The organism is Dissulfurimicrobium sp., assembly GCF_049968175.1.
In the GTDB taxonomy this organism is placed as follows: domain Bacteria; phylum Desulfobacterota; class Dissulfuribacteria; order Dissulfuribacterales; family Sh68; genus Dissulfurimicrobium; species Dissulfurimicrobium hydrothermale.
In genome coordinates, this window is the sequence record NZ_JBMFRG010000011.1 from 14,057 (window position 1) to 39,951 (window position 25,895).

Annotated in this window: 21 protein-coding genes, 2 tRNA genes, 1 rRNA gene and 1 pseudogene; 15 read left to right on the forward strand and 10 right to left on the reverse strand. The window is 52.9% G+C overall.

Translation table 11 applies throughout. The features are described 5' to 3' along the window. Positions 1-28: 28 nt before the first annotated feature. The 5 genes from ACP5SG_RS02350 to ACP5SG_RS02370 are packed head-to-tail and all read left to right on the forward strand — an operon-like array spanning position 29 to position 6,806. A complete protein-coding gene (locus tag ACP5SG_RS02350) occupies positions 29-1,126 on the forward strand; it encodes a response regulator (RefSeq protein WP_237889203.1) in 1,098 nt (365 codons plus the stop codon). Between the two features lie 3 nt (positions 1,127-1,129). Further along, positions 1,130-2,236, forward strand: coding sequence for a chemotaxis protein CheB (locus ACP5SG_RS02355; protein ID WP_428121642.1), 1,107 nt, complete (start codon positions 1,130-1,132; stop codon positions 2,234-2,236). Continuing rightward, a complete protein-coding gene (locus tag ACP5SG_RS02360; protein ID WP_424661505.1) occupies positions 2,226-3,692 on the forward strand; it encodes a DUF4388 domain-containing protein in 1,467 nt (488 codons plus the stop codon). Before ACP5SG_RS02355 ends, ACP5SG_RS02360 begins: the two co-directional genes overlap by 11 nt. Continuing rightward, entirely contained in the window at positions 3,677-4,057 is a 381-nt protein-coding gene (locus ACP5SG_RS02365; protein ID WP_237889205.1) for a response regulator, read from the forward strand. Before ACP5SG_RS02360 ends, ACP5SG_RS02365 begins: the two co-directional genes overlap by 16 nt. Continuing rightward, positions 4,044-6,806 (forward strand): chemotaxis protein CheA, encoded by a 2,763-nt coding sequence (locus tag ACP5SG_RS02370; RefSeq protein ID WP_237889206.1) that lies wholly within the window; start codon positions 4,044-4,046, stop codon positions 6,804-6,806. The genes ACP5SG_RS02365 and ACP5SG_RS02370 overlap by 14 nt, the downstream gene beginning before the upstream one ends. Before the next feature lie 19 nt (positions 6,807-6,825). On the opposite strand, the gene rlmN is transcribed toward ACP5SG_RS02370, so the two are convergent. The 6 genes and pseudogenes from rlmN to ACP5SG_RS02400 all read right to left on the reverse strand — a co-directional run bounded on the left by rlmN (position 6,826) and on the right by ACP5SG_RS02400 (position 12,067). Next, positions 6,826-7,887, reverse strand: coding sequence for a 23S rRNA (adenine(2503)-C(2))-methyltransferase RlmN (gene rlmN / locus ACP5SG_RS02375; RefSeq protein WP_428121649.1), 1,062 nt, complete (start codon positions 7,885-7,887; stop codon positions 6,826-6,828). A 12-nt stretch (positions 7,888-7,899) separates the two neighbouring features. Continuing rightward, a complete protein-coding gene (locus ACP5SG_RS02380) occupies positions 7,900-8,877 on the reverse strand; it encodes a putative bifunctional diguanylate cyclase/phosphodiesterase (protein WP_428121652.1) in 978 nt (325 codons plus the stop codon). After that, positions 8,759-9,901: pseudogene (locus ACP5SG_RS02385) on the reverse strand (sensor domain-containing diguanylate cyclase); the annotation flags it as partial. The gene ACP5SG_RS02380 and the pseudogene ACP5SG_RS02385, both read right to left, overlap by 119 nt. A 2-nt stretch (positions 9,902-9,903) precedes the next feature. Then, positions 9,904-10,308: a protoglobin domain-containing protein gene (locus tag ACP5SG_RS02390; RefSeq protein ID WP_428121655.1), complete on the reverse strand. Its 405-nt coding sequence runs from the start codon at positions 10,306-10,308 to the stop codon at positions 9,904-9,906. Between the two features lie 161 nt (positions 10,309-10,469). Beyond that, positions 10,470-11,276, reverse strand: coding sequence for an ABC transporter ATP-binding protein (locus ACP5SG_RS02395; RefSeq protein WP_237889210.1), 807 nt, complete (start codon positions 11,274-11,276; stop codon positions 10,470-10,472). A gap of 5 nt (positions 11,277-11,281) precedes the next feature. Next, positions 11,282-12,067: an ABC transporter permease gene (locus tag ACP5SG_RS02400; protein WP_424661501.1), complete on the reverse strand. Its 786-nt coding sequence runs from the start codon at positions 12,065-12,067 to the stop codon at positions 11,282-11,284. 69 nt (positions 12,068-12,136) lie between these two features. On the opposite strand from ACP5SG_RS02400, the gene ACP5SG_RS02405 reads away from it, so the two are divergent. Next, entirely contained in the window at positions 12,137-12,277 is a 141-nt protein-coding gene (locus tag ACP5SG_RS02405; RefSeq protein ID WP_424661502.1) for a hypothetical protein, read from the forward strand. Here ACP5SG_RS02405 and ACP5SG_RS02410 read toward each other — a convergent pair. Both ACP5SG_RS02410 and ACP5SG_RS02415 read right to left on the reverse strand, forming a co-directional pair. Further along, a complete protein-coding gene (locus ACP5SG_RS02410) occupies positions 12,249-13,250 on the reverse strand; it encodes an ABC transporter substrate-binding protein (protein ID WP_428121661.1) in 1,002 nt (333 codons plus the stop codon). The two genes, ACP5SG_RS02405 and ACP5SG_RS02410, sit on opposite strands and share 29 nt — an antisense overlap. 44 nt (positions 13,251-13,294) lie before the next feature. Next, a tRNA-Arg gene (locus ACP5SG_RS02415) sits at positions 13,295-13,370 on the reverse strand. Positions 13,371-13,693: 323 nt separating this feature from the next. Here ACP5SG_RS02415 and ACP5SG_RS02420 point away from each other — a divergent pair. From ACP5SG_RS02420 to alaS, 7 genes are all read left to right on the forward strand, one after another. After that, the gene (locus tag ACP5SG_RS02420; RefSeq protein ID WP_237889212.1) at positions 13,694-15,112 is read left to right on the forward strand and encodes a biotin carboxylase N-terminal domain-containing protein; all 1,419 of its coding nucleotides are present in this window, start codon (positions 13,694-13,696) and stop codon (positions 15,110-15,112) included. Positions 15,113-15,164: 52 nt separating this feature from the next. After that, entirely contained in the window at positions 15,165-17,423 is a 2,259-nt protein-coding gene (locus ACP5SG_RS02425) for an acetyl-CoA carboxylase carboxyl transferase subunit alpha/beta (RefSeq protein ID WP_428121666.1), read from the forward strand. Between the two features lie 11 nt (positions 17,424-17,434). Continuing rightward, the gene (locus tag ACP5SG_RS02430; RefSeq protein WP_237889214.1) at positions 17,435-18,082 is read left to right on the forward strand and encodes a hypothetical protein; all 648 of its coding nucleotides are present in this window, start codon (positions 17,435-17,437) and stop codon (positions 18,080-18,082) included. Further along, positions 18,070-18,834: an adenosylcobinamide-GDP ribazoletransferase gene (cobS, locus tag ACP5SG_RS02435; RefSeq protein ID WP_424661503.1), complete on the forward strand. Its 765-nt coding sequence runs from the start codon at positions 18,070-18,072 to the stop codon at positions 18,832-18,834. The genes ACP5SG_RS02430 and cobS overlap by 13 nt, the downstream gene beginning before the upstream one ends. A 5-nt stretch (positions 18,835-18,839) precedes the next feature. Then, positions 18,840-19,475: a histidine phosphatase family protein gene (locus ACP5SG_RS02440; protein ID WP_237889216.1), complete on the forward strand. Its 636-nt coding sequence runs from the start codon at positions 18,840-18,842 to the stop codon at positions 19,473-19,475. Positions 19,476-19,579: 104 nt separating this feature from the next. Further along, positions 19,580-20,599 carry a recombinase RecA gene (gene recA / locus ACP5SG_RS02445; RefSeq protein ID WP_237889835.1) on the forward strand — a complete coding sequence of 340 codons (1,020 nt, stop codon included), beginning with the start codon at positions 19,580-19,582 and terminating at the stop codon, positions 20,597-20,599. Positions 20,600-20,686: 87 nt separating this feature from the next. Continuing rightward, complete coding sequence (gene alaS / locus ACP5SG_RS02450; RefSeq protein WP_424661504.1) at positions 20,687-23,341, forward strand: alanine--tRNA ligase; 2,655 nt, start codon at positions 20,687-20,689, stop codon at positions 23,339-23,341. An 18-nt stretch (positions 23,342-23,359) separates the two neighbouring features. Here the strand turns inward: alaS and ACP5SG_RS02455 are convergent. Further along, a tRNA-Leu gene (locus tag ACP5SG_RS02455) sits at positions 23,360-23,447 on the reverse strand. An 89-nt stretch (positions 23,448-23,536) separates the two neighbouring features. Between ACP5SG_RS02455 and ACP5SG_RS02460 the strand changes: the two genes are divergently transcribed. Then, complete coding sequence (locus tag ACP5SG_RS02460; protein WP_330873322.1) at positions 23,537-24,508, forward strand: bifunctional riboflavin kinase/FAD synthetase; 972 nt, start codon at positions 23,537-23,539, stop codon at positions 24,506-24,508. Positions 24,509-24,573: 65 nt separating this feature from the next. Here ACP5SG_RS02460 and ACP5SG_RS02465 read toward each other — a convergent pair whose 3' ends face one another. Next, a complete protein-coding gene (locus tag ACP5SG_RS02465; RefSeq protein ID WP_237889218.1) occupies positions 24,574-24,759 on the reverse strand; it encodes a 4Fe-4S dicluster domain-containing protein in 186 nt (61 codons plus the stop codon). A 569-nt stretch (positions 24,760-25,328) separates the two neighbouring features. On the opposite strand from ACP5SG_RS02465, the gene ACP5SG_RS02470 reads away from it, so the two are divergent. Next, a 16S ribosomal RNA gene (locus tag ACP5SG_RS02470) occupies positions 25,329-25,895 on the forward strand; the annotation flags it as partial.

Consider the following 25,895-nt stretch of genomic DNA (forward strand, 5'->3'; position numbering starts at 1 on the left):
TATGATAATTGAAAAAGGGGGAAGACCTGTGTCCGATAATGCTCGCATCAGGGCGCTTGTAGTGGATGATACGGTGTTTATGCGCCGTGCCCTTGTCGATATACTGTCGCAGGATGAAGAGATAGAGGTCGTCGGCGTGGCCAAGCACGGCAGGGAGGCCTTGGAGGCAATAGAGGTCTTGAGACCCGATGTAGTGACGCTTGACGTAGATATGCCTGTCATGGATGGGCTTACGGCCATCAAACACATCATGATCAAGATGCCGACGCCTGTGGTCATGGTAAGCGGTCTAGCGGGCCATGGGCGCGTCACCTTTGATGCGTTGCGTCTTGGGGCGGTGGATTTTTTTCCAAAACCGTCGGGCACGATCTCTCTTGACATACACAGTCGCGCCGATGAGCTCAGTCGTGTGGTTGTCAGGGCGGCAAGGATGAATCCCATGGCCATCAAGCGGGTGCGTTTCCAGACGATGAAGGCTGCCAAGACAGCCGTCGTAAGGGATGTGAATCCTCCGCTCGGCCTGGCAATAGTTGTCGCTGGTAGAGGCTTTTTAGGTCCCTTCATGAGACTGCTGGTCAATTTAAGACGCAGTCTCCCGATATCGATTATATGTATTCAAGACGTCTCTTGTGAGGTCATCGAATCCTATTCAAAGGAGCTGGATTCGATTGTACGGTGGGATGTCAGGCTTGCGAAAGGTGGTCTTTGTTTGAAAACGGGTTCCTGTTTGGTGGCCTCGAAAGATAGCCCCCCTTGGATTGAGGCCGACGATTCAGGGGGGTTCAAGATTGCCAACGGACCCCCAGGCAATGCGCAGCAGCTCTTTGAACAGGCCGTGGCCTTGACGGCCGGGTGTTGTTTGGCTGTGGTTATGGGTGAGCCAGAGCACCCTGTCGGTGATGGCCCTGAAAAGATAAAGGCCGGGGGAGGAGAGGTGATCTTTTTCAATCCCAACCTTACAGAGGGTCGTTTAGGTGATGCCATGGCAAGGGCAGGTCGAGAGGTGATTTCAGATGAACGTGAACTATTGGCAAGGATAGACGCCTTTGGACGTAGGCTGCTCTTTGGATCCATTTGCAAGAGTCGGGCGATCTCCGATCAAGATGATCTTTTAATAAGGGATTGAGCTATGCAAGAACTTCAGACAGGTCTCCTGACCAGGGAGGGCGTCAAAAAGACGAAGGTCCTGGTGGTCGACGACTCGCCGCTTATGTGCAAGGTTCTGGCCGACATACTTTCCGAAGACCCTGCGCTTCAGATAGTTGGCCAGGCGTTGAGCGGCGGGGAGGCAATAGAGATCCTTTCAAAGACACCGTGCGACGTATGTACGCTTGATGTGCACATGCCGGGAATGAGTGGGTTGAGCGTCCTCAAGCACATCATGATCCGCTCCCCTACGCCCACCTTGATGGTCAGTGCCTTTACCTCGGAGGGTGCCAAGGTGACCTTCGAGGCCCTGCGATATGGGGCGGTTGATTTTTTTCAAAAGCCTTCGCGGGAAAACGGCGCGGATATTGAGGCGCAGAAGGCGGTGCTTCAGGAGAGGGTCAAGAGGGCCGCGAGGGTGCAGCTTAAGGCTGCCAGGTATTTGAGGCTCAGACAGGCGGCCACCCTTGCCTGGGCAGGCGATCGGGCTACAGCCCGGGCGTCCGGGTCACCGCATGGGCTGATCGCGCTCATCGCATCGACAGGCGGTTATGCCTCGCTTTTGTCGCTTTTGCCTTTAATAAAGGGCATATCCGCTCCGGTCGTCGTATTCATGAGGGCGCATCCGAGCTATTTAAAGGCATTTGTCAATTACATCGGGGCTTATGTGTCCTTTGAGGCCAGACTTGCAGGAGACGGTGAGCCTTTGCAGAACGGCAAGGCCTATTTCATAAACAGCGATGACGCGGCCTCCATCGATCATGAAGGCGGGGATATGTTGCTTCACATAACGCCTAGATGTGGCCTTTCTGAAAGAGAAACGGGGGTTGATCTATTCCTCTATTCGGCGAGCGAACATTTCGGAGACAATATGATGGCGGTATTCCTGTCCGGAGATGGTGTTGGCGGTTTGAATGGGGCGAAGGAGTTGCTCAGGCTTGGGGGGAGGGTATTGGTTCAAGATCCTGATACATGTCTTGCCCCTGAGACGCCAGCTCTCATAGCAAAGGAGACGGGCGCGGATATCTGTCTGGTCAATGAGCTTGCTGGTAGGATAGGGGGTTGGGGGCGTGGAAGAGATGACGGTTGACGCCTGCAAGGGGATCGGCGGCGATCGAGGTGGCACGTACAAAAATGGGCTTGCCGATGGACGTTGGGCCCATATAGAAGACATCGATCTCGCGGCGCTGGTTCAGTTCGCCTGCATGGAGGGCGGTGAGAGACTGCTGATCGTCCGCTGCGGTGACGCTGACGGAGAGATATTCTTTTCCGGCGGCGAGATGGTGCATGCTTTATATAAAGACACCAGGGGGGAAGATGCCTTCTTCGATCTGATACGCAGTGAGCCCGACTCATTTTTGTTGAAGAGGGCGTCAGCCCCTGAAAGGAGCATACATGCGCCTTGGAATTTTTTGCTCCTTGAGGCATTGAGACGTAAAGATGAGGCGGGTCGGACATCGTCTTTTCAGATGGCGGGTGCCCTGCCGGTGGTTTTTGTAATAAGCCGCTCAACGGCTGTTTGCACAAAGATCGAAGGGATTTTGCGCGAAGATTGCGGTGTCAAGGTCATCGTCAAGGCCGGAGACTGGGTGGAGGCCAAAAAGAGGCTCTCCGTATCCAGACCTGACCTGGTAGTCATCGACATGGAGACCTCCGAACCCAACAAAGAGCTGGCTGTTAAGCATTTCATGATGAAGTCCGCGGCGCCTGCGTTGCTCTTCGGTAGCGTCAATCATGCCAACTGCCCCAAGGTCATGGATTTCTTGAGGCTCGGTGTTATGGATATAATTGCGGTGCCTAACGGAGATGGAGAGTGGGCGCAGGTCTCAAAGAGGTTCAAAGGGATCGTTTCGTCTTTAAAAGGCCTTAGACTGGCGAATATACGCAGGATAAAACAGCAGCTGGCGTTGGGTCACAAAAAGGTCAGACCAGGACCTCCTGCAGACAGGTTGCTTGTGGTTATCGGCGGCATGGGTGGGTTGATCGAACTTCAAAAGGTCATATCAGTATTGCCCGCTGGCGAATCGCTCTCAATGGTGGCATTTCAAGATATGGCTGCAGGGTGCGCATCAGTGTTTGCAGGCGCCATGGACCAGATCGCGGCTGTAACTGTTTCTTGCCTTCAGACAGAAGGGCCGCTTCTCAGCTCTCTATGCTGGGTGACGGATTGGAATGTACCTTGGGAGGTCGTAAGGGGCGACGGCGCGCTTATCAGACATCCTGGATATTGGATCGGGACCGAGGCCGACGGCGTCAGGTTTGATTCGGCCAGATTTATAAGCACCGCCTCGCAGGTCTTTGGTCCGAATCTGGCGATCCTGCTGTTGAGTGGCGCTGACGTCAACATAAAGCAGGGTCTGGATGAGGCGGTCTCGAGAGGTTGTCATATATGGCTCCAGATCCCTGATACCGCCGTTTATCCTGCACCCCTTGACGAGATCCGGTCCTGGGAGTTTGAAGAGGCCTGCATACCCATTGAAGTGGAGCAGATGGGAAGATTGATAAAAAGATGGTGCAGGGGAGAGGCTTTGTGGCAAGACTTTTAGTAGTTGACGATTCAAGTTTTATGAGAAGACACCTTGTAAGATTCCTTACCGAAGCGGGCCACAAGGTGGTCGGCCAGGGAGAGGATGGGAGGCAGGGTTTCGATCTGTATAAGAAATTGAGACCTGATTTCGTGATAATGGATGTTACGATGAGAGGAACGGATGGGATAACCGGCGCCAGGATGATACGCGACTATGATCCTGGGGCAAGGCTCGTGTTCATCAGTATGATATCAGACCCTGATGTTATAGCCGAGGCAAAGAGGCTTGGAGCTATAGATTTTATAGGCAAAGACGCCTATGATCGCATATTGGCCGCTGTCAGCGGTGATTTTAAAGGGAGGGAGACCAATGGCCCAGCTTGACCAGGATATGTGGCAGGATTTTGTCATGGAGGCCGAGGAGCACATCCATGAAATAGAGCCCAATCTGCTTTTGCTCGAGCAGCATCCGGAGGATATGTCCCTGATAGCTGATTGCTTTAGGGGGGTGCACAGCATAAAAGGTGCAGCGGGTTACATGGGGCTGAAGCGCATCCACGATCTTTCCCATGCCCTCGAAGACCTCTTTGATCAGCTTAAAAACGGGCGGGTAAAGTGCGACACCGACTTCATAAACGTCGCCTTCGAGGCGGTGGATTGCTTGAAGAGGCTTGTGAAGGAGGTGGCTGAAAACCATGCCGAAACGTCAGAGATAGATGATGTATTGGAAAAGATAAAGGCCATCGGCGGTATTGAAGACAAAGATGCGGCAGGCGGTGCGGTATCAGGACGCGAGGCCGGCCTTGGGCTTGAGGGAGCCGGTCCCGACAATGTAGGCCTTGCAGGAGATGTTGGCGGAGATGGCGATCTTGAAGACGAGGAACTCATGGGCATATACGCTGATGAGATGAAGGCTATATGGTCAAGGCTCGATGCCTTGATGAAGGGGGAGGATGTGGATACGAGGGCCGTTCTCTCCATCTTGGAAGACATGGCCAGGGTCACCAATTATGTCGGGATAGATTCCATAACCGACGCCATACGCGACTCTTCCAATGGAATCGCTTCGAGCGGGCAGGGTGGGCGTATTACGGTCGATGACCTGAAGGCCATCATTTCCAGACTTTCCATGGTTATTGAAGGGGTTATAGGCCCTATTGCGCAGAAGGCGGAGGTCCCGACCGGCAGCAGGCTAGAAGAGGGTGAGGAAGACAAGGAGCTTTACCGAATATTCGTCGATTTTGTAAAGGAGGTATCATCGCCTCTTGCACTTGTACCTGAAAGGCCGGACCAGGAGTGGATATCGGCATGCCAGGGCGCCATAGAAAAGATCATTGCGTCCGCTAATTATATGGATTATCCGGAGGTGGTGGCGCTGATGGAGGAGTGGTCGGAGAGGTTGACCGAGGGGCTTACCGATCACGGGAGCGACAAAGGGTTTGATCCCGAGAGACTGAGGGATATGTGGCAGAGACTCCTTAAGCTGATGCCTGAGCTCCAAGATCTCCCAACAGTGGTAGGTGAAGGGCTTGGGGCAGGCCCTGCCGAGATGGCTGAAATAAACGCACTCGATAACGCCATCGATTCCTTTTTTGATGAGGTTGAGGCCGGACCTCTCTCTGACATAGGTGCTGAATCGGGTGATGATACGGAAGGCGATGTTGCACGCGGCATAGACCGAATTGCCGCCCAGGGTGGTGAAGGGCGGCAGGATATGCTGCCTGCCGGGTACGATACAGGCCTTGGAAGGTCACCTGCAACCGCAGCAAGGCAAGGTACACCTGTTCTTCAAACCGAAACAGAGACCGTTTTGAGGCCTGAAAAGATCTCCCAGACCGTCAGAATTGACCTTGAACGTGTCGACGGATTGCTCGGCAACGTGAGCGAACTCGTGATCCTACGGTCGGTCTTCGAACAGATTACGGCCAGTCTCAAGGGGGTCTGTGCGGACTGGACGAGCCGGCGTGTTGCAGGCGTCAAGGAGTTGAAGGTCTTGAAAGACCTGGCGGCCCGTCTCGGCGAAAACGCATCCGCCCTCTCGAGGGCTGTCCAGCGGGTGCAGGAAGATATGATGAAGATCAGGATGCTCCCCATAGGGCATCTTTTTGAGCGTTATCCAAGGGTTGTCAGGGATCTCGCCCAAAAGCTCAACAAAAAGGTCGAGCTTCACATATTAGGTGGCGATACCGCCCTTGACAAGCGCCTCATAGAACAGATGGCCGACCCACTTTTGCATATCATAAGGAATGCGGTTGACCACGGCATAGAGACGCCTGACGAGCGCACGATAAGGCTCGGAAAGCCGCCCCAGGGTCGTTTGGTGCTTTCCGCAAGCCAGGACGGCAACTTTGTTGTGATAAAGGTGGCTGATGACGGCCGAGGTCTTGACCGAGAGGCGCTCATCCGAAGGGCGGTATCTCTTGGGCTTATGGGTCGCGAGACGGCACAGACCTTGCCTGACGAGCGCGTCTGGGAGCTCATATTCCTGCCGGGTGTAACTACAGCGACCGAGGTCACAGAGACATCGGGCAGGGGGGTCGGGATGGATGTGGTCAAGAAGAACGTCGAGAAACTGGGCGGAACCATTGAGGTCTCTTCTGCACCTGATCGTGGCACTGAGATAACGATACGCGTACCCCTCACACTTGCCATCATTCAGGCCCTGCTCGTAAAGGTCGGGCGCCAGGTCATGGCCGTTCCGCTTTCCGCTGTTAGCGAGATAGTGCGTATAACATCTGACGATATAAGTCCTATAGAGGGCTATGAGGTCATGTCCTTGAGGCAGGAGACCGTACCGATCATAAGGCTGTCAAGGATATTCCGTGGGACCGGGGCCGATGATAACCCCAAGAGGCTCTTCGTGGTCGTGGTACATCATGGGGAATTCGAGGCCGGTCTGGGGGTGGATTCCCTTTTGGGGCAACAGGACGTGGTCATAAAACCCCTTGCTGATTTTCTGACCGACGAACCGGGTTTTTCCGGCGCCACCATCCTCGGGGACGGTTCAATAGGTCTGATCCTTGACATCCCTGCGGTGTTGAATAGGGCGAAGGGTTTTATCCAGCGCAGACAGAGGGCCATGGATCTCTCGGCCTTGGGCCTTGGCGGACCAGTGACTAATACGATCCACTGAGGCGCCTGGGTCGGTCCATTCAGGCCGTGTTCGTGTTTATACAACGGCCCCTTGTGTGCAGCAATGGCATTGTATTCAATTGACCGCATGCCGCGGCTATGTCCTGGCCCTTGCTCTTTCTTATGATGGCCGTGTAGCCCGCGTCCGTCAGCACCTTCTGAAAGGCCAGGACGTCTTCTTCTGAAGGGGCCTTGAATGAAAGCCCAGGACTTTCGTTAAAGGGTATGAGGTTTATCTTGGCAGGGATCCCCCGAAGCAGCCTTGCAAGCCCCCTGGCCTGCTCCATGCGGTCGTTTATCCCTTGGAGGAGCAGGTATTCAAAGGTGATCCTGCGTCTGGGTTTTATTGGGTATGATTTGCAGGCGTTGATGAGCGCCGAGATCGGGTATCTGCGGTTTATGGGCATGATTTCCTGCCTGATTTCGTCATCCGGGGCGTGAAGCGATATGGCCAGACCCACATCCAGGTCCTGGCCGAGCCTCAACATCTCTGGCGCAAGCCCGGATGTGGAGACAGTGATGCGCCTTCCGGAATAGTTAAGCCCCAGCTCATCGGTAAGGATTTGAACGGCCCTGGTCAGGTTTTCATAGTTGGCAAGCGGCTCGCCCATACCCATGAATACAAGGTTCCTGGGCCGCTCCTCCAGTCCGAGGCGCTCCATGACCGCGATCACCTGCCCTGCTATCTCCGATGCCTCAAGATTGCGCAAAAAACCCATTCTGGCCGTATAGCAGAAGCTGCAACCCATTGCGCAGCCTACCTGGGTTGAGAGGCAGAGGGTCAGGTGATCTTTTTCCGGAATGACCACGCACTCGATCATGAGGCCGTCATCGAGACCAAGGCCGAGCTTGATCGTTCCGTCCACAGACTTTTGCTCTGTAGCCACCTTGAGGCGCGCAATACGGCCCTTTTGGGCAAAGACGTTTCTGAGGCCTGAAGGCAGGTCTGTTATCTCATGAAATCCGGAGAGGCCCGGCCTCCAGAGCCACTTAAAGACCTGTCTGCCCCGATAGGCAGGAAGGCCCATGTTCCCAGCCAGGTCCTCGAGTTCTTTTCTCGTGAGACTTCTATAGTCGATCATATGAAAAAGACCTTATCTCCTGGGCCAGAAATACGTCTCGGGCCTGTAGTCCTCGATCCACTTGATACATTCGCCCTTGGGCATGGGCCTGGCGAAATAAAAGCCCTGAACCTCATTCACCCCAAGCCCTGCGAGAAACACGAGCTGCTCTCTGGTCTCAACGCCCTCTGCAACGGTCTTTTTGCCAAGGCCCTGGGCAAGAAGGAGGATGGTCTTTACTATCTCCACATCGTCCCTCTCATCGGGAAGGCCCTTTACAAAGGAGTAGTCGATCTTGAGCGTCGAGGCCGGAAGGTCCTTCAGGTACTGGAGGGACGAATAGCCCGTTCCGAAGTCGTCTATGGAGATACCCAGCCCGGCCTCATGTATGCGCGCCAGCTTTTCAATGGTCTCCCTGGTGTTTTTCATGAGAAGGCCCTCGGTGACCTCGATCTGGAGCCTCTTCGGGTCCACGCCCGAGGCCTTGACCGTCTCGATGAGCTCCTGTATAAAGCCGGGCTGCTCGAACTGTTTCTCGAACTGTTTGAAGGAGACATTGAACGATATGACCATGCGGGAGTCTTTGCAGACCGGGCTTTCTTTTATGTGCCTGATGGCCTCTTCCATGACCCACTTGCCCACCTCCACTATGAGCCCGGACTCCTCCAGAAATGGAATGAACTCGCCTGGCGGGATCAGGCCCTTTTCTGGGTGCTGCCAGCGGATCAGGGCCTCGAAGCCAGCGATCTCTCTGGTCAGGAGGTCTATCTTGGGCTGAAAGAAGAGCACGAATTCCCGGTTTTTCAAGGCCTCCTTGAGTTCCCTTTCCAGCTCGACCTTTTTGAGGTTTTTTTTCAAATAGTTCGTGGGAATAGAAGCATATCTGATCTTCCCCCTGTTTTTTGGCCTCTGAAAGGGCCATCTTGGCCCGCTCGATGAGCTGACTGGCCTGAAGGCCGTCCTCGGGGAATACGGCCAGGCCCATGGAGGCGCTGACCGAGATCTCGTCACCGTCCAGCCTTATGGGGTGCAGTGAAATGAGCCGTCTCAGCTCTTCAATGACCGTCAGGGGGTTTTTGTTGCAGATGTCCAGTGCCAGGCCGAACTCGTCGGCGCCGAATCTTGCCGCATCGCCGGAGTCCCCTGCAAAGACCTTGAGCCTGTTTGCGATCTCCTTGAGGACCAGGTCGCCCTTGGGCACGCCCAGGGCGTGATTTATTACCCTGAAGCGGTCTATGTCCAAAATCAAGACCAGACAGTGATCCTTTTCCGAATTCAGAATCTGCAGATGGGAGGCAAGATAGGCGGTGAAGCGGTTGTGATTTCCGAGGCCCGTGAGCCCATCCCAGAAGAGGAGTCTCTCCACCTCTTCTTCCTTCTCCATGTGATCTATGGCATAGGCGATGTCCCCTGCCACCTCTTCAAGCAGGGCGACCTCTGTGTCCGTAAAGGAGGCATACCTTGTGGAGTAGATGTTCAGGGTCCCCTTGGCCTCGCCTGCTATCACGATGGGCAGGGCGGATGCGGAGCGCAGGCCGAACCTTTGGGCCATTTCTTTCCAGGGCAGAAAGCGCGGGTCCTCGCCAATGGCCTGAACGACTATGACCTTCTTTTCCCTGGCAGCGGTCCCTGTAGGTCCCTGGCCCTCTGGAAGGCTGGGGTCGATGGAGACCTTGATGCCCTTGAGATAGTCCGTAAGGCCGTGGGCCGCCCTGGGCAGGATGAGGCCGGTCTGCGGGTCCACCATGCCGATCCAGGCCAGGGCGAAACCGCCTGTCTCTACGATGATCCGGGTGGCGTTGTCAAGGAGTTTGTTCAGGTCAGTGGCCCTTACGATGAGATCGTTTATCTCGTGGATGACCTGAAAGGCCCTGTTCACCCTCTCGATGGTCTTCTTTGCCTCACCAAGCCTTTTTTCTCGGACAGCGAAGTAGCTGTAACTTTCGAGGATCATGTCCAGGAGAACGGCCTTTGAAACGGCCTTAAGGGTAGACAGTACCAAGGATGGTTCCATGTTTTCCGCCACATAGTCCATGATCAGATAAGGTACTTTCCGTATGCACCTGAATAGAGGCAGTAATCAATACCTACCTGATCGTGCCGTATGCCTACCTTGAGCCGGCTTAAAAAGAAATCGAGGTCGTAGTTGCCTGCCAAAAGCTCTAAAAAGTGTCTATTCTGAGTCAGTTTAAGCTGCTTCAGCCTATCATGACTCGTCAAAAACCTGTTGCTCTTCTCAAATCCCTGCAGGTGGGCGTAGAAGTGGTCCCAGAGATAGGCCGTGTCTTGACCCTTTGCCGCCTCGCTGAGCCTCTTTATGAGCCCTATGTCTTCATGGGTCAAAGAGAGGTAGCGGAGCCTTTCTTTGATATCCTGTTCATCAATACCCAGGTGTTGGGCCAGCTCCCTCGCCTGTTCGTCCAGGTCATTTTGGTCTTTCACGGCATTTCTCCAGCGGTTTGAATGCTTAAATATATTATGGGAATCTCTAAAAATCCATGTTTTGTCATTCCTGCGCAAGCAGGAATCCAGCAAAAACAACAAGATAGATTCCCGCTTTCGCGGGAATGACGGATTATTAAAAGTACCCTTATATCATAATATCATAGTGCGGCGTGGATACCCATCAGGAAGTATATCTCCCTTCTCAGGGCCGCAAGCTCACCCTTCGTAAAGTCCCTCGGGTGGGGGTGGTCCAGGGTGATGTCGGCCTTGATCCTCGTGGGCCGCTCGCTGAAGACCACGATCTTGTCGCCGAGCTGTATGGCCTCGTCTATGTCGTGGGTGATGAACAGGATCGTGGTGTCAAACATCATGTGGACGTTCAGCATCTCTTCCCGCATCTGAAGCCTTGTCAGAAAATCCAGTGCGCCAAAGGGTTCGTCCATGAAGAGGATGTCGGGGTTTGTGATAAGGGCGCGGGCCACCTCCGCCCGCCTCTTCATACCCCCTGAGAGTTCATGCGGATAGTGATTCTCAAAGCCCTGAAGCCCGACGAGCTCGACATATTCCATGACCATCTGCTTCCTGGCCTCGGGGTCGTCGATCTGCCTTGCGCCCAGGGCCACATTCTCCCTGACAGTCATCCACGGAAAGAGCCCATCCTCCTGGAAGACAAAGATGTGCCTTGGGCTTGGGCCGTTTACAGGCTCATTGTCAATAAGCACCTGGCCTCTGCTAGGCGTATCGAAACCGCCCATTATCCTTAAAAGCGTGGATTTTCCGCAACCAGAGGGGCCTATAAAGCAGGTAAATGAGCGCTGAGGGATGGAGATGTTTATGTCATGGAGGACGGTCGAACCCTCTGGCAACCGGCATCCATCCCCGTCTGCCTCAGGGGTTTTGCCCATGTAGGACTTGAAAAGCCCGTTGATTTCTATTTTGTTTGGTTTGTCTGTTTTATCTGGCATCTTTTTTATTTACGCATCTGTTTCCATCTGACAGACGGGAGGTTTCCAAGGCCCCTTATCATATAATCGAGCCCAAGGCCTATAATCCCGATCACTACCATGCCCCCCATGACCTGGTCCATTCTAAGCGAATTTCTGGCGTCTATTATCAAATAGCCAAGGCCGGATTTCACCGCGATCATCTCTGCTGCGACTATGACAAGCCATGCGGTCCCAAGGGTGATCCTGAGACCTGTTACTATTTCAGGGAGGGCGGCAGGCAGGATGACCTTTGTGTAGAGCCTGTAGCCCTTGAGCCCGAAGTTCTGGGCTATCCTCAAGTAGGTGACCTTGATCCCCGCGACGCTTCCCATCACGCTTACCAGCATGGGAAAGAAGACGGCAAGAAATATCAGGAATATGGCCGGTCTGTCCCCGATGCCGAGCCAGAGGATGGCAAGCGGTATCCATGCAAGGGGCGAGATCGGACGCAGGAATTGTATGATCGGGTTGAAGATAGCCCGCCCAAGCGGCCAGAGACCCAGAAACAGGCCTATGGGGATGGCCGTGGCCACTGCAAGAAAATATCCCCATGTCACGCGGAACAGGCTCGCTATTATGTAATGAAAGAGCACGCCGGATACCGAAAGCTCCCAAAGCGCCGCCGCCACCTGAGAGGGCGGTGGAAGCATGTTGGGAGAGATAGCGAATTCCCGCACCGTCCACTCCCACAGGGCGATCAGGACTGCAATCGTGAGGATGGGTAAGACCCTGTCCGGTTGCGTCCACCTCCTTATGGCGTCTTTCATCATTATTCAGGCTCCTGCATTACTAAAGGTCCTCGCGCGACCGGGCTTGATATGCCGACAAAGAGGCCACGGATGGCCTCCGCCTGGCCTGTGGACAGGGATGTCCACTGCCAGGAAAAGGAAAGGGATGTCACGCCCCGCCATGCCATGGACCATGAGCCGGTGGTCATGCGAAGGTCTTCCATCATCTGGAATACCATGACGTATCTATGAGGGACCTGGCGTCAGGCGCGTGTTTTAACAGGCCCCATTTAACCATCTGGCTCCCCATCTTGGCAAATTCATCCACCCTTGGGATCAAATCCCTGTATGATACACGGTCAGGCGGGTCTGTAAGGACGAATTCTATCAGGGGTTCAGGTAGATTATAGGCCTTTGCAGCTATCTCTGCGGCCTTGATGCGGTTTTTTTCAATCCAGAGCCCTTCCCTGTAGAACTCCCTTATAAGATTTACGACCTCGTCATGTCTTTTTTTAAGTACATCGCTCCTTACGACCAGGACGCTCGATATAAAGCCAGGCTGCACGTCCTTCATGTAATAGAGCACCCGGGCCGTGCCTGCCATTTCAGCCTTTGCGGCATAGGGCTCTCCTACAATATAGGCGTCGATCGCACCTGAGGCCAGGGCCGATGGCATGTCAGGCGGAGGCATTTCAACCACGTTTATTTCTTTTATGGGTACATGTGCACGGTCGCAAAGCGACAGAAGGGTCAGGTAGTGCGGGCTGAACCGGATCGGGATTGCAACCGTCTTGCCCCTGAGCCCGGCTACGCCTGATATGTGCAGGGATTTTTTTACTACTAAGGTGGATCCGTTTCTGTGGCCGAGGAGAACGACCTTGATGGGCAGACCCTTTTCATAAAGGGCAATGGCTATGGGCGCAAGGATAAAGGTAATGTCCAATTCCCCGCTCTCCAAGGATTCAATCAGATCGGGCCAGGAGGTGAACTTTATCGGGGTAAAGGCCATTGGCGTGGATTTCAGGTGCTTGGCGGCTACAGGACAGATGATGTTGTCGGTGATGGGCAGGAAGCCGACCCTTAAGGTGGATTCAGATACCTCTTTTTTGTTGAGCCAGAGATGGAGGCCTGAGATCAAAAATACCCATGTCAGACAGGCTATAAAAATGAGTAGCCATGGCTTAGGGCTTAATGAGGAGTTCAAGACCTTTTTTATACGATTCACATAAAATAATATCGGAATATTCGGCCTTATCTTTAAAGGTGAAGTGGTGCCCCCGGCAGGGATCGAACCTGCGGCACCAGGATTAGGAATCCTGTGCTCTATCCACTGAGCTACGAGGGCAAGTCATTTTTTGTAGTTGTTGTGTCGCTCGCGCCAAGGCCACATTTTTTTAACTTGTTTTTGAAAACTTGTCACCCCCCTTTTTTTGAGGGCATCACAACACAAAAGGTTGCCAGCCGCCGTGTTGCGCTGCATCCTTCGTCACTGCGGCGTACAGGAGGTACGCCTCATTCCTCAGGATTTGTGCGCCTTGCATGACGATTTTTGCTTAGCCATCTCATAAATGACTTTTAGAGATCATCCTTTTTAAGACGTCGGCAAGTCTGTAAATTGACTCTAATCTTTAAATCTAGTATAACCGTTCGGAAAATAAAAGGGGAACCATGTGTAAGGAACGGGTACTGATAGCAAACCGCGGAGAGATAGCCATCCGCATTATGGATGCTTGCAAAGATCTAGGCCTTGACTATTGCGTGGTCTATGCCCCGGAGGATGAAGCCTCGCTTCATGTCAGCCTTGCCAAGTGCGATGATAAAGACGGCGTAAAAAGGGCTTATTGTATCGCGAGCTACAAAGACCCTAATGAGATATTCGCTGTTGCCGATCAGGTGGGCTGCACGGCCATCCATCCCGGATACGGTTTCTTTGCCGAGAATTTCCGTTTCGCCAGGAGGGCTGAGATGCGCTCGAGGCCCCTTGTCTTTATCGGGCCGAGATGGGAGGTCATAAGGGACCTCGGCAGCAAGATCAATACCAAACGTCTGGCGAAGTCTTTGGGCATCCCTGTGATCCCTGGCTCAGACGGCCCTATTTACAATGAGATCGATGCCGAGGCCTTGGCCGAGGACCTCTTTTTCATACAGAAGGAGCAGGGCGTTCAACATCCATCCATCCTTGTCAAGGCATCGGCCGGCGGGGGTGGCATGGGTATAGAAGAAGTGACGCATCTCGACGCCTTTAGACGTGTCTATCGCAGGATACAGAATTATGCCAAGAGACAGTTCGGCGACGATGGCGTATTGATAGAACAGAACCTTAGAGACTATCAGCATATTGAGGTGCAGCTTCTGTGCAGCCGTCATGGCGAGGTGGTACATTTCGGTACGAGGAATTGCACGATCCAGAGCTCGGGCAGGCAAAAGCGTGTGGAGGTCGCGCCCGGGTTTGATCCGGACAGCTTTGAATATCCGTTTGATGCAAGGGCGGTTCTGGATCGCATGGTCGCATATTCGGTGCGCCTTGCGAGACACGTGGGTTACGATAGTGTCGGGACATGGGAGTGGGTGGTGACCAGGGATGGTTCTCCGTATCTCCTGGAGGTCAATACCCGCATTCAGGTGGAAAACGGGATATCGGCCCGCATATCCAGGATCAAAGGTAGAGACGGCTATCCCGATCTTATCAAGGAACAGATAAGGGTGGCTATGGGCGAGAAGCTCGGCTATCGGCAGGAAGACATATTTTTAGAAGGGACGAGCATAGAGCTGAGGATAGTTGCTGAGGACGCAAGGCGGGGATTTAGGCCATGGTGCGGGGTCATCAAGCGCTTTGATTTTCCTGATGTGCCGTGGGCCAAGGTCTATACACACGTTCCAAGGGACAGGGCTTACAGTATTCCAACTGAGTACGATCCGAACCTTGCCCTGGCTGTAATTTGGGGTGAAAGTACGGAGGAGGCCAAGACAAGGGCCATGGAGTTTTTGAAAGGCGTTGTAATAGAAGGATCCGACGCCCAGGGCGGGGCTGCTGTCACTAATCTTGATTATCTGGCCGAGCGCATAGATAATGTGCTCAAGTTTTGATGCCGGCCTGCGCCTGCGGCCTCATATCTAAATGCACGCGGATATAAAATATATGAAAGACAGTAGCAAACTGTTGAGTCAGCTTGCCGAACGCATCGCATACCTCATCGACGTCAAGGGCGGCCTTGCATGGAAAGACCTCGGCGCGCTGTTGGACGATGTCCAGTCATTGCGCAGGGATATTTATGAGCTTGATGAGGCATCGATCTTCGCCGAGATAGATAAAATCAGGGACAGGGTCTCTTCCCTTGAGCGCGAGGCTGCGGAATCACTTTCTCCTGCTGAGATCGTCAATATTGTCAGGAGCTCCCAGCGCTTCACCCTTTCTGACATACTTGAAAACGTATACGATTCGTTCACCGAGCTCGGCGGAGATGGTGAATGCAACGTCGATCCCGCCGTTGTGGTTGCAAGGGCCACGATCTCGCGTCGTATGAAAAACAAGACTTACAGTCATCAGGTTATGGTCATAGGGCATGAAAAAGGCAGGGGCGAGGAGTACAGAAATGGCGGATGCGCACGTCCATGGGGAAATGCCAAGGCATTGAGATATATGAAAGTAGCCGAGACTGAGGGCATACCTATCCATTTTTTCATCTTTACACCAGGCTCTTTTCCGATAGAGGATTATCCGGGCGCAGCCCAGCAGATAGCCAGAAACATCTATGCCATGGCTAGACTGAAGACGCCGATGGTCTCTTTTATCTCGGAAGGCGGGTCGGGCGGGGCAGAGGCCATTGGTCTTTCAGATATACGCCTTATGGGTTCAAGAGGCTATTATTCAGTCATCTCCCCTGAAGGGGCTGCGGCCATTGAGGGAAAGATAAGAGAGGGTGAGAAGCTTCCAAAGGAACTTGTGGAACACTGCGCTGCGCAACTCAAGCTTACGGCCCAAGACAACCTGCGCCTTGGCACCATAGACCGAATTGTTGAAGAGCCGCCGCTTGGGGCAAGGAGGGATGACTATGTATTCTTTCGAAGGCTCCGATACGAACTTATAAGGGCGACGGACGAAGTCGTCCTCAAGACCAAGAGCTTTCGGGCCTTTAGGGCCTATGCATTGAATATACGGAATGCCGAGAAGGAAGGGGTGCCGGAGGACTTCGATCTGGTCATCAATTGGGACCTTACGGAGCCCGAGATAGAGCGGCTTCTAGAGTTGAGATCCAAAAAATACCGCGAGATGGCCAAGGGATTTTACGGTGAGGAGGCCACATCGTCGATCCTCGGCTTAGGTAAGGCCAAGGACCTGGCCAGTCAGAGTTATTATGAGATAAGATATGGGCTCCTAAGGTCTCATCAGAGGAATGTGATGAAGGTCATCGAAGAGGTCTCGAGCGAGGGGTCTGTGCTCCTTAATAAGGTGACACGTCCGGTAAGGGCGGCTTATGAATTCGTCTTCCCGCGTCCCGAGCGTGCGTCTAAGGGCGGGCGGGGCGGCATGCAGGAGCATGTATCGATCTTTGCCGAGGAATGGGAGGCATATGTAAGTCCGCTTGCAAATGAAGACCGCACAGTATCCTGTCCCAATGCCTCGAAGTACGGCTGTCTCGACCTCTGGGTCCCTGATCTTTACGGGGAATTTTGCGGGGTATGTCCTACTTGCGGACATCATTTCCCTCTGGAGTACCGTTGGTACCTTGAGCACCTCTTCGACAAGGGTTCTGTAGAGGAGTTCAATACAAATATCGTCTCGATCAATCCCCTTGGATTTGAAGGTTTTCAGAGTCGGCTTGAGAAAGATATAAAAAGGACAGGGCGGCGCTCCAGCATGATCACCTTTGACGCCAAGATCCAAAACATCAAACTGGTGGTGGCCATGTTGTTTGGTGACTTCAGAAACGGTACGGTGGGTGCGGCCGAGGGGGAGAAGTTCGTAAGGGCCTGTGACAGGGCAAGGATAACCAGGCGCCCTTTCCTCTCCTACATACATACGACCGGCGGCATCAGGATACACGAAGGGACGTTGGGTGTCATACAGATGCCCAAGTGCACCATGGCGGTGCGGGAATATATAGACAGCGGCGGCCTTTATATCGTGGTGTACGACAATAATTCTTATGCAGGGCCTGTCGCGAGCTTTCTCGGGTGTTCGCCGTATCAGTTCGCAATACGCTCCACCAGGATCGGCTTTGCAGGTCCCAGGGTGATAAGGGAGACTACGGGCGAGGATGTGCCGCCTGACTACCACAGCTCCAAAAATGCCTTGAAAAGGGGGCACATACAGGGCATTTGGGACAGGCGGGAGTTCCGTAAAAACCTTTACGAGGCCCTAATGACAATGGGCGGGCCCAATCTCTATTACAAATAAAAAATAAGGCCATGGCGGACATAAACCTAAACGATCTGTTGCGGAGTTATCGCTCGCATCCCTTTGAGGAGCGGGAACTTGTGACGCCCCATACCGGCATCATTTCTTTCCAGATAAAGGAAGGGCAGGAGGTAAGGGGTCCTGGTGGCAAATGGCTGCACAAGCCAGGGACCCTCCTTTATATCCTTGAGCGGGAGCGCAACGTAAAGAAGATTACGGCACCCTGCGGCGGAGAGATCATAAAGATCAGGCATGAACTCGAGGGCGGCTTTGTCGAGGCAGGTGTGAGGGTGCTGTCCATTCGTCATAAGCTTACCAAGGAAGAGATAGTCGATCGGATATTGAAAGAGGTGCTCATTATCTTTCGGGCGCCTGAGAATGCAAGATATTTCCTTGCAACAGACATTGCATCGAAGCTCGAGAAACAACCCAGGGCCGCCTTGGTTGTCAAGCCCGGGGACGAGATCATAATCATGTCGCTCATGAAACGTGATACGATCATAACCTATGACGGCATAGGCGGTGTAATATACAAGACCTATTTTGAACCGGGGAGCCTTGTCGAACAGGGTGCGCCTTTGCTGGGCGTATGCCCGCCCGAAAAGCTTCCGTATGTCCAGAAGGTGATTCACAGGATCAATACGGAGTGGGAGGATTAGGGATTAAGGCCCTACTGATCGCCATCCAGTTTTTGACCATTATTCCTGTTGCCCCGCGACTTGTAGTGAAAGATGCGGAGTTGACGGCATCCCTTTCCTATTTTCCTTTGGTAGGTCTCATGTTGGGCTGCATCGTTCTTGGCATTGATTCATCCCTGCGCGGCATCTGCACCGTGCAGTCTCTGGGCGTCATAGATGCTGCTGCACTTGCATTTCTTACGAGAGGTCTTCATCTCGACGGCCTTTCCGATACGTTTGATGCGCTCGGGAGCGGTAAGCCGGCTGAAGAGGCGCTTGTCATAATGAAGGATAGCCGCATAGGTGCGTTTGGGGCCGTTTCTCTAATGTTTGTGCTGCTTTTAAAGGCGTCGGCCCTTTCGACCGCGTCGCAAAAGGGTCTCTGGCAGGTCTTCTTGCTTGCACCATGTCTTTCCAGGTGGGGCTTAAATGTCCTTGCAGCATCTTCGACGTATGCAAGGCCATCGGGTGGTCTCGGTGCGGCATTCGTCGGGGGAAAGACCAGGCGGACCCTATTTTTTTCAGGATTGACTGCCTTTTCGGCCGCATGGTTTTTGTCCGGCATGGCAGGGCTTCTTATATCCCTAGGGGCGGTTGTTTGTGGTCTTGCAGCCTCCTTTTATTTCAAAAGGAGGTTTGGTGGCGTCACAGGGGACATGCTTGGCGCATTTCTAGAGCTTACAGAGGCCGTGTTTATGGTTGCAGGCGGCGTCTATGCACCTAGGGGGGCATAAAAGACGTGTCTTGCAGCGAGGCGACACGCATCATTCTCCTCAGACACGGCGAGGTCGATGCCGCAAAGGCTGTCTTTTACAGCCAGATGGACGTTCCTCTTTCCGAACGTGGCAAGAAGAGTTCCCTAACGGTGTCCAGGGTCCTTGAGCCAGTGCCGATCTCATGGGTGTTGAGCAGTGATCTTTCCAGATGTCTCTTCCTGGCAAGGGCCATAGCCGCGGCAAGGGGGGTTGGGGTCGAGGCCCGTCGAGAACTCAGAGAATTGGATTTCGGTCTCTGGACTGGGCTTGGTTGGGATGAAATTGAGATGAGGTTTCCCGGCGCCATAAAGAAGCGGATGTCTAATCTTGAGTCCTACAGGCCACCTATGGGGGAAAGTGTGGGTGATCTCGCTGAGAGGGCATGGGGTCTTATTCAGCAGGTGGTTTCGGAATATCATGGCAGGATTGTAGCTGTTGTGTCCCACGGCGGGGTGAATAGGGTCATAATTGCAAAGGCCGTAGGTCTGCCCTTGCAAAACATCTTCAGCATACACCAGGATTTTTCTTGTATAAATGTCATTGATTTTTTTTCAGACGGATTGGCTGTAGTCAGGGCCCTTAACTGGTTGCCGGGCGTCTCTGAGGGATTTTATCCCTGATTTTGTTTGCAGGGTGTCGCGATAGCTTTTAAAATGGGCGCCCAATGGGTATTGTTGGTCTATTTATTGCCGACGAGGAGGGATAAATCATGTCTGATCCTACAATGAAAGACAAAAAAAGGGCGGTCGATATCGCCATCGCCCAGATCCAGAAGCAGTTCGGTCAGGGTACCGTCATGAGGCTCGGCGATAGGGGGGGCGTGGAGGATGTCTCTGTAATTCCAACAGGCTCTATCGTGGTAGATATGGCCATCGGGATAGGCGGAGTGCCGAGGGGCAGGATTGTAGAGATATTCGGGCCGGAGTCTTCCGGAAAGACCACCTTGGCGCTCCATATGATAGCAGAGGCGCAAAAGATGGGCGGGATGGCCGCATTTGTGGACGCCGAACACGCCCTTGATGCGACATACGCAAAGAAGCTCGGCGTAAACACCGATGACCTTCTGGTATCCCAGCCTGATTTCGGTGAACAGGCCCTTGAGATCGTGGACGCCTTGGTCAGGAGCGGTGCCATTGACATCATAGTAGTAGATTCGGTGGCGGCGCTCGTCCCAAAGGCAGAGATCGAAGGGGAAATGGGCGATCAGCATGTGGGTCTTCAGGCGAGGCTCATGTCTCAGGCATTGAGGAAGCTTGCCGGCAATCTGAACCGCACCAAGACGGTCCTTGTCTTTATAAACCAGATCCGTATGAAGATAGGGGTTATGTTCGGGAGCCCTGAGACCACTACAGGCGGGAACGCCCTCAAGTTTTATGCAACGGTACGGCTTGACATCAGGCGTATCTCATCGCTAAAAGAAGGCGCTGACGTCATAGGTAACCGCACCAGGGTGAAGGTGGTAAAGAATAAGATAGCCCCGCCTTTCAAGGAGGCCGAGTTCGACATCTATTACGGCGAGGGCATTTCAAGGGAGGCCTCGCTTATCGACCTTGCCGCAGCGGTGGATATAATAGAGAAGAGCGGTGCCTGGTATTCTTATGAAGGCGAGCGGCTTGGCCAGGGCAGGGAAAACGTGCGCATATTCTTAAAAGAACACCCTGATGTCGCGGATAAGATCGAAAGGCAGATAAGGGAAGTCTACGGCATCAAGGCGGCCAGACCTATCGATGTCCAAGAAGGCTAGTAAGATCCGAAGTCTGAAGGATCAGTCAAGAGGCAGGTCGGCTCTATGTCCGTCCAGGCCACTGGAGGGTTTTTGAAGGTGTTTTTTATGGATAAACGTTCAGGTTCGGAAATCAGGAGGCTTTTTTTGGATTTTTTCGCTAAAAAAGGCCATGCCATTGTTCCAAGTTCGGCTATTGTTCCACAGGACGATCCGACGCTTCTCTTCACCAATGCCGGCATGGTGCAGTTTAAAAGGGTCTTTTTGGGTGAAGAGACGAGGCCTTATTCAAGGGCCGCTACATGCCAGAAGTGCGTGAGGGCCGGCGGAAAGCACAACGACCTTGAAAATGTCGGTTATACGGCCAGACACCATACATTTTTTGAGATGCTCGGCAATTTCTCTTTCGGCGATTATTTTAAGGATGATGCCATAGCATATGCCTGGGAGTTTTTGACCGAATGGCTTGGTCTGCCGGTGGATCGCTTGTGGGTGACCGTCTTCAGGGATGATGACGAGGCGGGTAAGCTCTGGACCACCTTGACCGGGATGCCGCCTGAGAGGGTGGTGAGGCTTGGGGAAAGAGACAATTTTTGGGCGATGGGCGATACTGGGCCATGTGGCCCGTGCTCCGAGATTATTTTTGACCAGGGTGAGGGGGTCGGTTGTGGTAGGGCTGATTGCCGAGTCGGCTGTGAATGCGATCGTTTTTTAGAGATATGGAACCTGGTTTTTATGCAGTATTTCAGGGATCGATCAGGCACCCTTCAGCCGCTGCCGAAGAAGAGCATAGACACCGGTATGGGTCTTGAGCGTATAGCGGCCGTATGCCAGGGGAAGCTCAGCAATTTCGATTCAGACCTGTTTTCGCCGTTGATTTCCAAGATAAGCTGGCTGGCTGGTAAGTCTTATGGTTCTGATCCAGGTTGGGATGTGGCCATGAGGGTGATAGCCGATCACGCCAGGGCATCGGCGTTTTTGGTAGCGGACGGGGTTATGCCTTCGAATGAAGGCAGGGGCTATGTACTGAGGCGTATAATACGCAGGGCCGCCAGATACGGCCGTGTGATCGGACTCGACGGACCTTTTTTGGGAGAGATGGCCGAGGCTGTGGCTATTGGGATGGGTCTTGATTATCCTGAGCTCAAAGATGCGGCTCCCCTTTTCCGCCAGGTGATAGGGCATGAAGAGATGCGTTTCGGCGAGACGCTCGAGACGGGTCTCAGATTGCTCGCTGAAAAGGTCGATGAGTTGTTGAGGGAAAGGATCGCCTTGATAGACGGCGCATTCGCCTTCAGGCTTTACGACACCTACGGTTTTCCAATCGACATACTTCAGGACGTGGCCAGAGAAAAGGGCCTTTCGCTTGACCGTGACGGTTTCGAGAAGGCCATGATCGAGCAGCGCGAGCGTTCAAAAAGGGCGCGCCATGAGGTTTCAGTGGGGGATGTCCCTGAGGTATATAGGCGTCTTCTCGACTCTGGTATGGGCGGGTGTTTTGTGGGTTATGATAGACTTGCGGCTGATGCCGAGATTTTGGCCCTTGTAAGGGATGGGCGATCGTCTAGTGAGGCAGGCGTGGGATGGACAGGTGAGCTCGTTGTCGCGCAGACGCCTTTCTATGCTGAATCAGGGGGGCAGGTGGGTGACAGCGGTTGTGTAGAAGGACCTTTAGGCAGGGCGGAGGTAAGAGATGTTGTAAAGCGGGGCGGTTTGATCCTGCATCAGATAGATGTAACAAATGGTATTTTGAGGGTAGGCGACAAGGTCAGTCTCCGCGTGAATAAGGGACTGAGGATGGATACAGCCAGGAATCATACGGCAGCCCATCTCCTGCATGCAGCCTTAAGGACCGTCTTGGGCGTTCATGTGAAACAGGCTGGTTCCCTGGTTACACCTCAGAGACTTCGTTTTGATTTTAATCACTTTTCAGCGCTCACGAGTGAAGAGATTAGAAGGGTCGAGGACCTGGTGAACCAGTGGATCCGTGACGACAAGGCCGTTAAAACAAGTGTAGTGCCCTATAAGGAGGCCTTGGCCATGGGTGCAATAGCGCTTTTTGGAGAGAAGTACGGGGATGAGGTGCGGGTTGTCGAGGTGCCTGGATTCAGCACGGAACTCTGCGGCGGCACACATATAGACCGTACTGGCAGGATAGGGCTTTTCAAGATCATTGCCGAGTCGAGTGTGGCCTCCGGTATTAGAAGGATAGAGGCGTACACGGGCAGCGCGGCCGTTTTCTTTGTTCATCAGATCGAAGACGAGCTCGCCGCTGCCGCTTCGCGCCTTAGGTGTCCAAGGTTTGAGGTGGCCTCCCGGACAGCGAGGCTTCAAGAACAGATCAAACTCCTCCAAAAGGAGATCGAGCGGCTGAACGTCGGCGCGCAGTCGGGGTCGGGCGGTGATCTTGAACCGATTCTGGGCAAGGTCATCGACGGTGTGAATGTATTGGCAAAAGAGGTAAGTGCCAAGGATCCTAAGATACTCAGGGAGATGGCCGACCGGTTTAGGGACGGTCTTGGTTCAGGGGTGGTGGCCCTTGGATCCAGAAGTGGAGATAAGGCGTTATTGACCGTTGTAGTCACAAAGGACCTTGTGGGTCGCATAAGTGCTGGTGACATCATAAAGTCCATGGCATTGATAATCGGCGGGAAAGGGGGCGGCCGCGCAGATATGGCGCAGGCGGGAGGTCCTTATAAAGAAAGGCTTTTAGAGGCCTTTGATGCCTTTTATGGTCTTGTTGAAGAGGCCCTCAGGTCTTAAAAAAGGGTTGTAGTGCCGTGGTGCCGAAGAGGAGGCTCGAACTCCTACGAACGTGATGTTCACTAGACCCTGAATCTAGCGCGTCTACCAATTCCGCCACTTCGGCCTTTTTGGGTCATTAAAACTGGTGAGTTGTGGACTTGTCAAGGGGAGCATTGTTGTGTGCGACGTTAAAATCATCTTGGTCGATGGAGGATGATGAAGGCCTATTACAGTCTTGATGAGATATCGAGGCCGCTTGATAGGCCGACCCTTACCATCGGGAACTTCGACGGGGTTCATCTTGGGCACCAGGCGCTCTTCCGCAAGGTAAAGGAGCTTGCAGCCTCGGTTTCAGGGGATTCCGTGGCGCTTACCTTTGAGCCGCATCCTTTGAAGGTCTTAAGACCTGACCATCCACTTTTAAGGATATGTACCTTGCGGCACAAGATAGAGCTCATAGATAGGGCGGGCATAGGTCATCTCATAATCCTGCCGTTTAACAAGGAGCTGGCGGAGACGTCGGCCAGTGACTTTGTGCACGAGATATTTTATAGGCGGCTCGGCATCAAGAATCTGGTGGTTGGTTATGATTATGCCCTTGGCAAGGGGAGGGAGGGGGATATCCTATTTCTGAGAAAGGCGGGCGTGGAGCTTGGTTTTGCCGTGCATGTGCTTGAACCTGTTGTAATAGAAGGCGTTGTGGTAAGCAGTACCAAGGTAAGAGAGCTTGTCGCTGCTGGGGACATGCGGGCCGTTTCTCGCCTGCTTGGAAGATATTATCAGATCAGGGGTGTTGTGCGCCCGGGCAGGCGCCGCGGAGGGCCGTTACTTGGCTTTCCTACAGCGAATTTACGTATCGATAAGGGGGATTTATGCCCTAAGTCCGGGGTTTATGTGATACAGGCGATAATTGGCGGTTATTGCTATGGCGGCGTGCTTAATATAGGCCGCAACCCGACATTTGGAGATCAAGAATTTGGGGCCGAGGCCCATCTGTTTGATTTTGATGAAGATATCTATGGGAAAGAGATCAAGCTCAATCTCATCGAGAGATTGAGGAATGAAAATAGATTTTCCGGCCCTGATGAGCTGATATTGCAGATAAAAAAGGACATACATACCGCACGTCTGATGCTTGCACAGGAAAAAGGTCTTTATGAGGCGTGCATGGAAGGTATCAAATAGCCCCCTGAAGAAGGTTTCCCAGGCCTCAGGGGGCAGATAGGTACATACATACCAAAGTTGGGGGGTTAAACTTCTTCTACCGTTATGGCGCCCACAGGACAGACTTCGACGCAGGTTTCGCAGCCTAAACAGTCCTCGGACCTTGCCGGCACCGGTTTCCCGTCGACAAAGTCATAGACCTGTGCTGGGCAGGCGTTTACACACTCTTCGTCGCCTTGGCATTTGTCATAATCAATCGTGATCTGAAACATGGCAACCTCCTTTTATTTTTTATTTAATTGTTTTTTTGAGATCAGGTTGTGCGGCGCGATCTTTTTTATCCATATAGACGAACAATCTCCGCCTTGTCAACCTTGTTTCTTTAGTTTTTTTGAGCGAAAGTAAAACATTTATAAAATATCAATTTACCCCCTTGCGTTCTCTGATGATTGAGTATATATAGAACGGGCCCTGAGCGCACCCTGAGTGTAGGGGAGAAAAAAGAAGTTCTTGACTAAACAAAAGATCGAGTTTAAAATTTTTATTTTTAGGTTTGTGCTGATATTTATTTTAAGATCTGAACAGATAAGACCTTTATCGAGGCTATTATAAAGATTTATCAAGATTTATCCAGCACAATAATGCCATTCAAGTTCCGCCTCCAAAAGGTGGCCTGGAGATGGAGAATGGATATAAAAGATTTAAATCTTGACAAATAAATGACGCGATAGTAAGTTAAAATTATATTTTTTGGCTTGATCTTTGAAAACTGAATAGTGTTTACAGACAGACCTCAAATCTTTTAAACACCGCCAAATAAGGTAGTGTTTATCCAGTTTTTCAACTGGAGGGTTTGATCCTGGCTCAGAATGAACGCTGGCGGCGTGCCTAACACATGCAAGTCGTACGCGAATCCGGGGCTTCGGCCCTGGTAGTAGAGTGGCGCACGGGTGAGTAACGCGTAGATGATCTACCCCTGGGATTGGAACAACTTGCCGAAAGGTGAGCTAATTCCAAATAATATCTGTCAGAGGGATCTGGCAGATCAAAGGTGGCCTCTCCTTGGAAGCTATCGCCTGGGGATGAGTCTGCGTCCCATTAGCTAGTTGGTGGGGTAACGGCCTACCAAGGCGACGATGGGTAGCTGGTCTGAGAGGATGACCAGCCACACTGGAACTGGAACACGGTCCAGACTCCTACGGGAGGCAGCAGTGAGGAATATTGCGCAATGGGGGAAACCCTGACGCAGCGACGCCGCGTGGGTGATGAAGGCCTTCGGGTCGTAAAGCCCTGTCAAGGGGGAAGAAATTCCTGACGGCTAATATCCGTCAGGATTGACGGTACCCCTGAAGGAAGCACCGGCTAACTCCGTGCCAGCAGCCGCGGTAATACGGAGGGTGCGAGCGTT

What these genes read in the sequence shown, in the direction of transcription:
- ACP5SG_RS02355 (WP_428121642.1), top strand. Translation starts at nt 1,130, where the DNA reads ATGCAAGAACTTCAGACAGGTCTCCTGACCAGGGAGGGCGTCAAAAAG.
- ACP5SG_RS02360 (WP_424661505.1), top strand. Translation starts at nt 2,226, where the DNA reads ATGACGGTTGACGCCTGCAAGGGGATCGGCGGCGATCGAGGTGGCACG.
- ACP5SG_RS02370 (WP_237889206.1), top strand. Translation starts at nt 4,044, where the DNA reads ATGGCCCAGCTTGACCAGGATATGTGGCAGGATTTTGTCATGGAGGCC.
- rlmN (WP_428121649.1), bottom strand. Translation starts at nt 7,887, where the DNA reads ATGATCGACTATAGAAGTCTCACGAGAAAAGAACTCGAGGACCTGGCT.
- ACP5SG_RS02395 (WP_237889210.1), bottom strand. Translation starts at nt 11,276, where the DNA reads ATGCCAGATAAAACAGACAAACCAAACAAAATAGAAATCAACGGGCTT.
- ACP5SG_RS02400 (WP_424661501.1), bottom strand. Translation starts at nt 12,067, where the DNA reads ATGATGAAAGACGCCATAAGGAGGTGGACGCAACCGGACAGGGTCTTA.
- ACP5SG_RS02405 (WP_424661502.1), top strand. Translation starts at nt 12,137, where the DNA reads ATGGCCTCCGCCTGGCCTGTGGACAGGGATGTCCACTGCCAGGAAAAG.
- ACP5SG_RS02420 (WP_237889212.1), top strand. Translation starts at nt 13,694, where the DNA reads ATGTGTAAGGAACGGGTACTGATAGCAAACCGCGGAGAGATAGCCATC.
- ACP5SG_RS02425 (WP_428121666.1), top strand. Translation starts at nt 15,165, where the DNA reads ATGAAAGACAGTAGCAAACTGTTGAGTCAGCTTGCCGAACGCATCGCA.
- ACP5SG_RS02430 (WP_237889214.1), top strand. Translation starts at nt 17,435, where the DNA reads ATGGCGGACATAAACCTAAACGATCTGTTGCGGAGTTATCGCTCGCAT.
- recA (WP_237889835.1), top strand. Translation starts at nt 19,580, where the DNA reads ATGAAAGACAAAAAAAGGGCGGTCGATATCGCCATCGCCCAGATCCAG.
- alaS (WP_424661504.1), top strand. Translation starts at nt 20,687, where the DNA reads ATGGATAAACGTTCAGGTTCGGAAATCAGGAGGCTTTTTTTGGATTTT.
- ACP5SG_RS02460 (WP_330873322.1), top strand. Translation starts at nt 23,537, where the DNA reads ATGATGAAGGCCTATTACAGTCTTGATGAGATATCGAGGCCGCTTGAT.
- ACP5SG_RS02465 (WP_237889218.1), bottom strand. Translation starts at nt 24,759, where the DNA reads ATGTTTCAGATCACGATTGATTATGACAAATGCCAAGGCGACGAAGAG.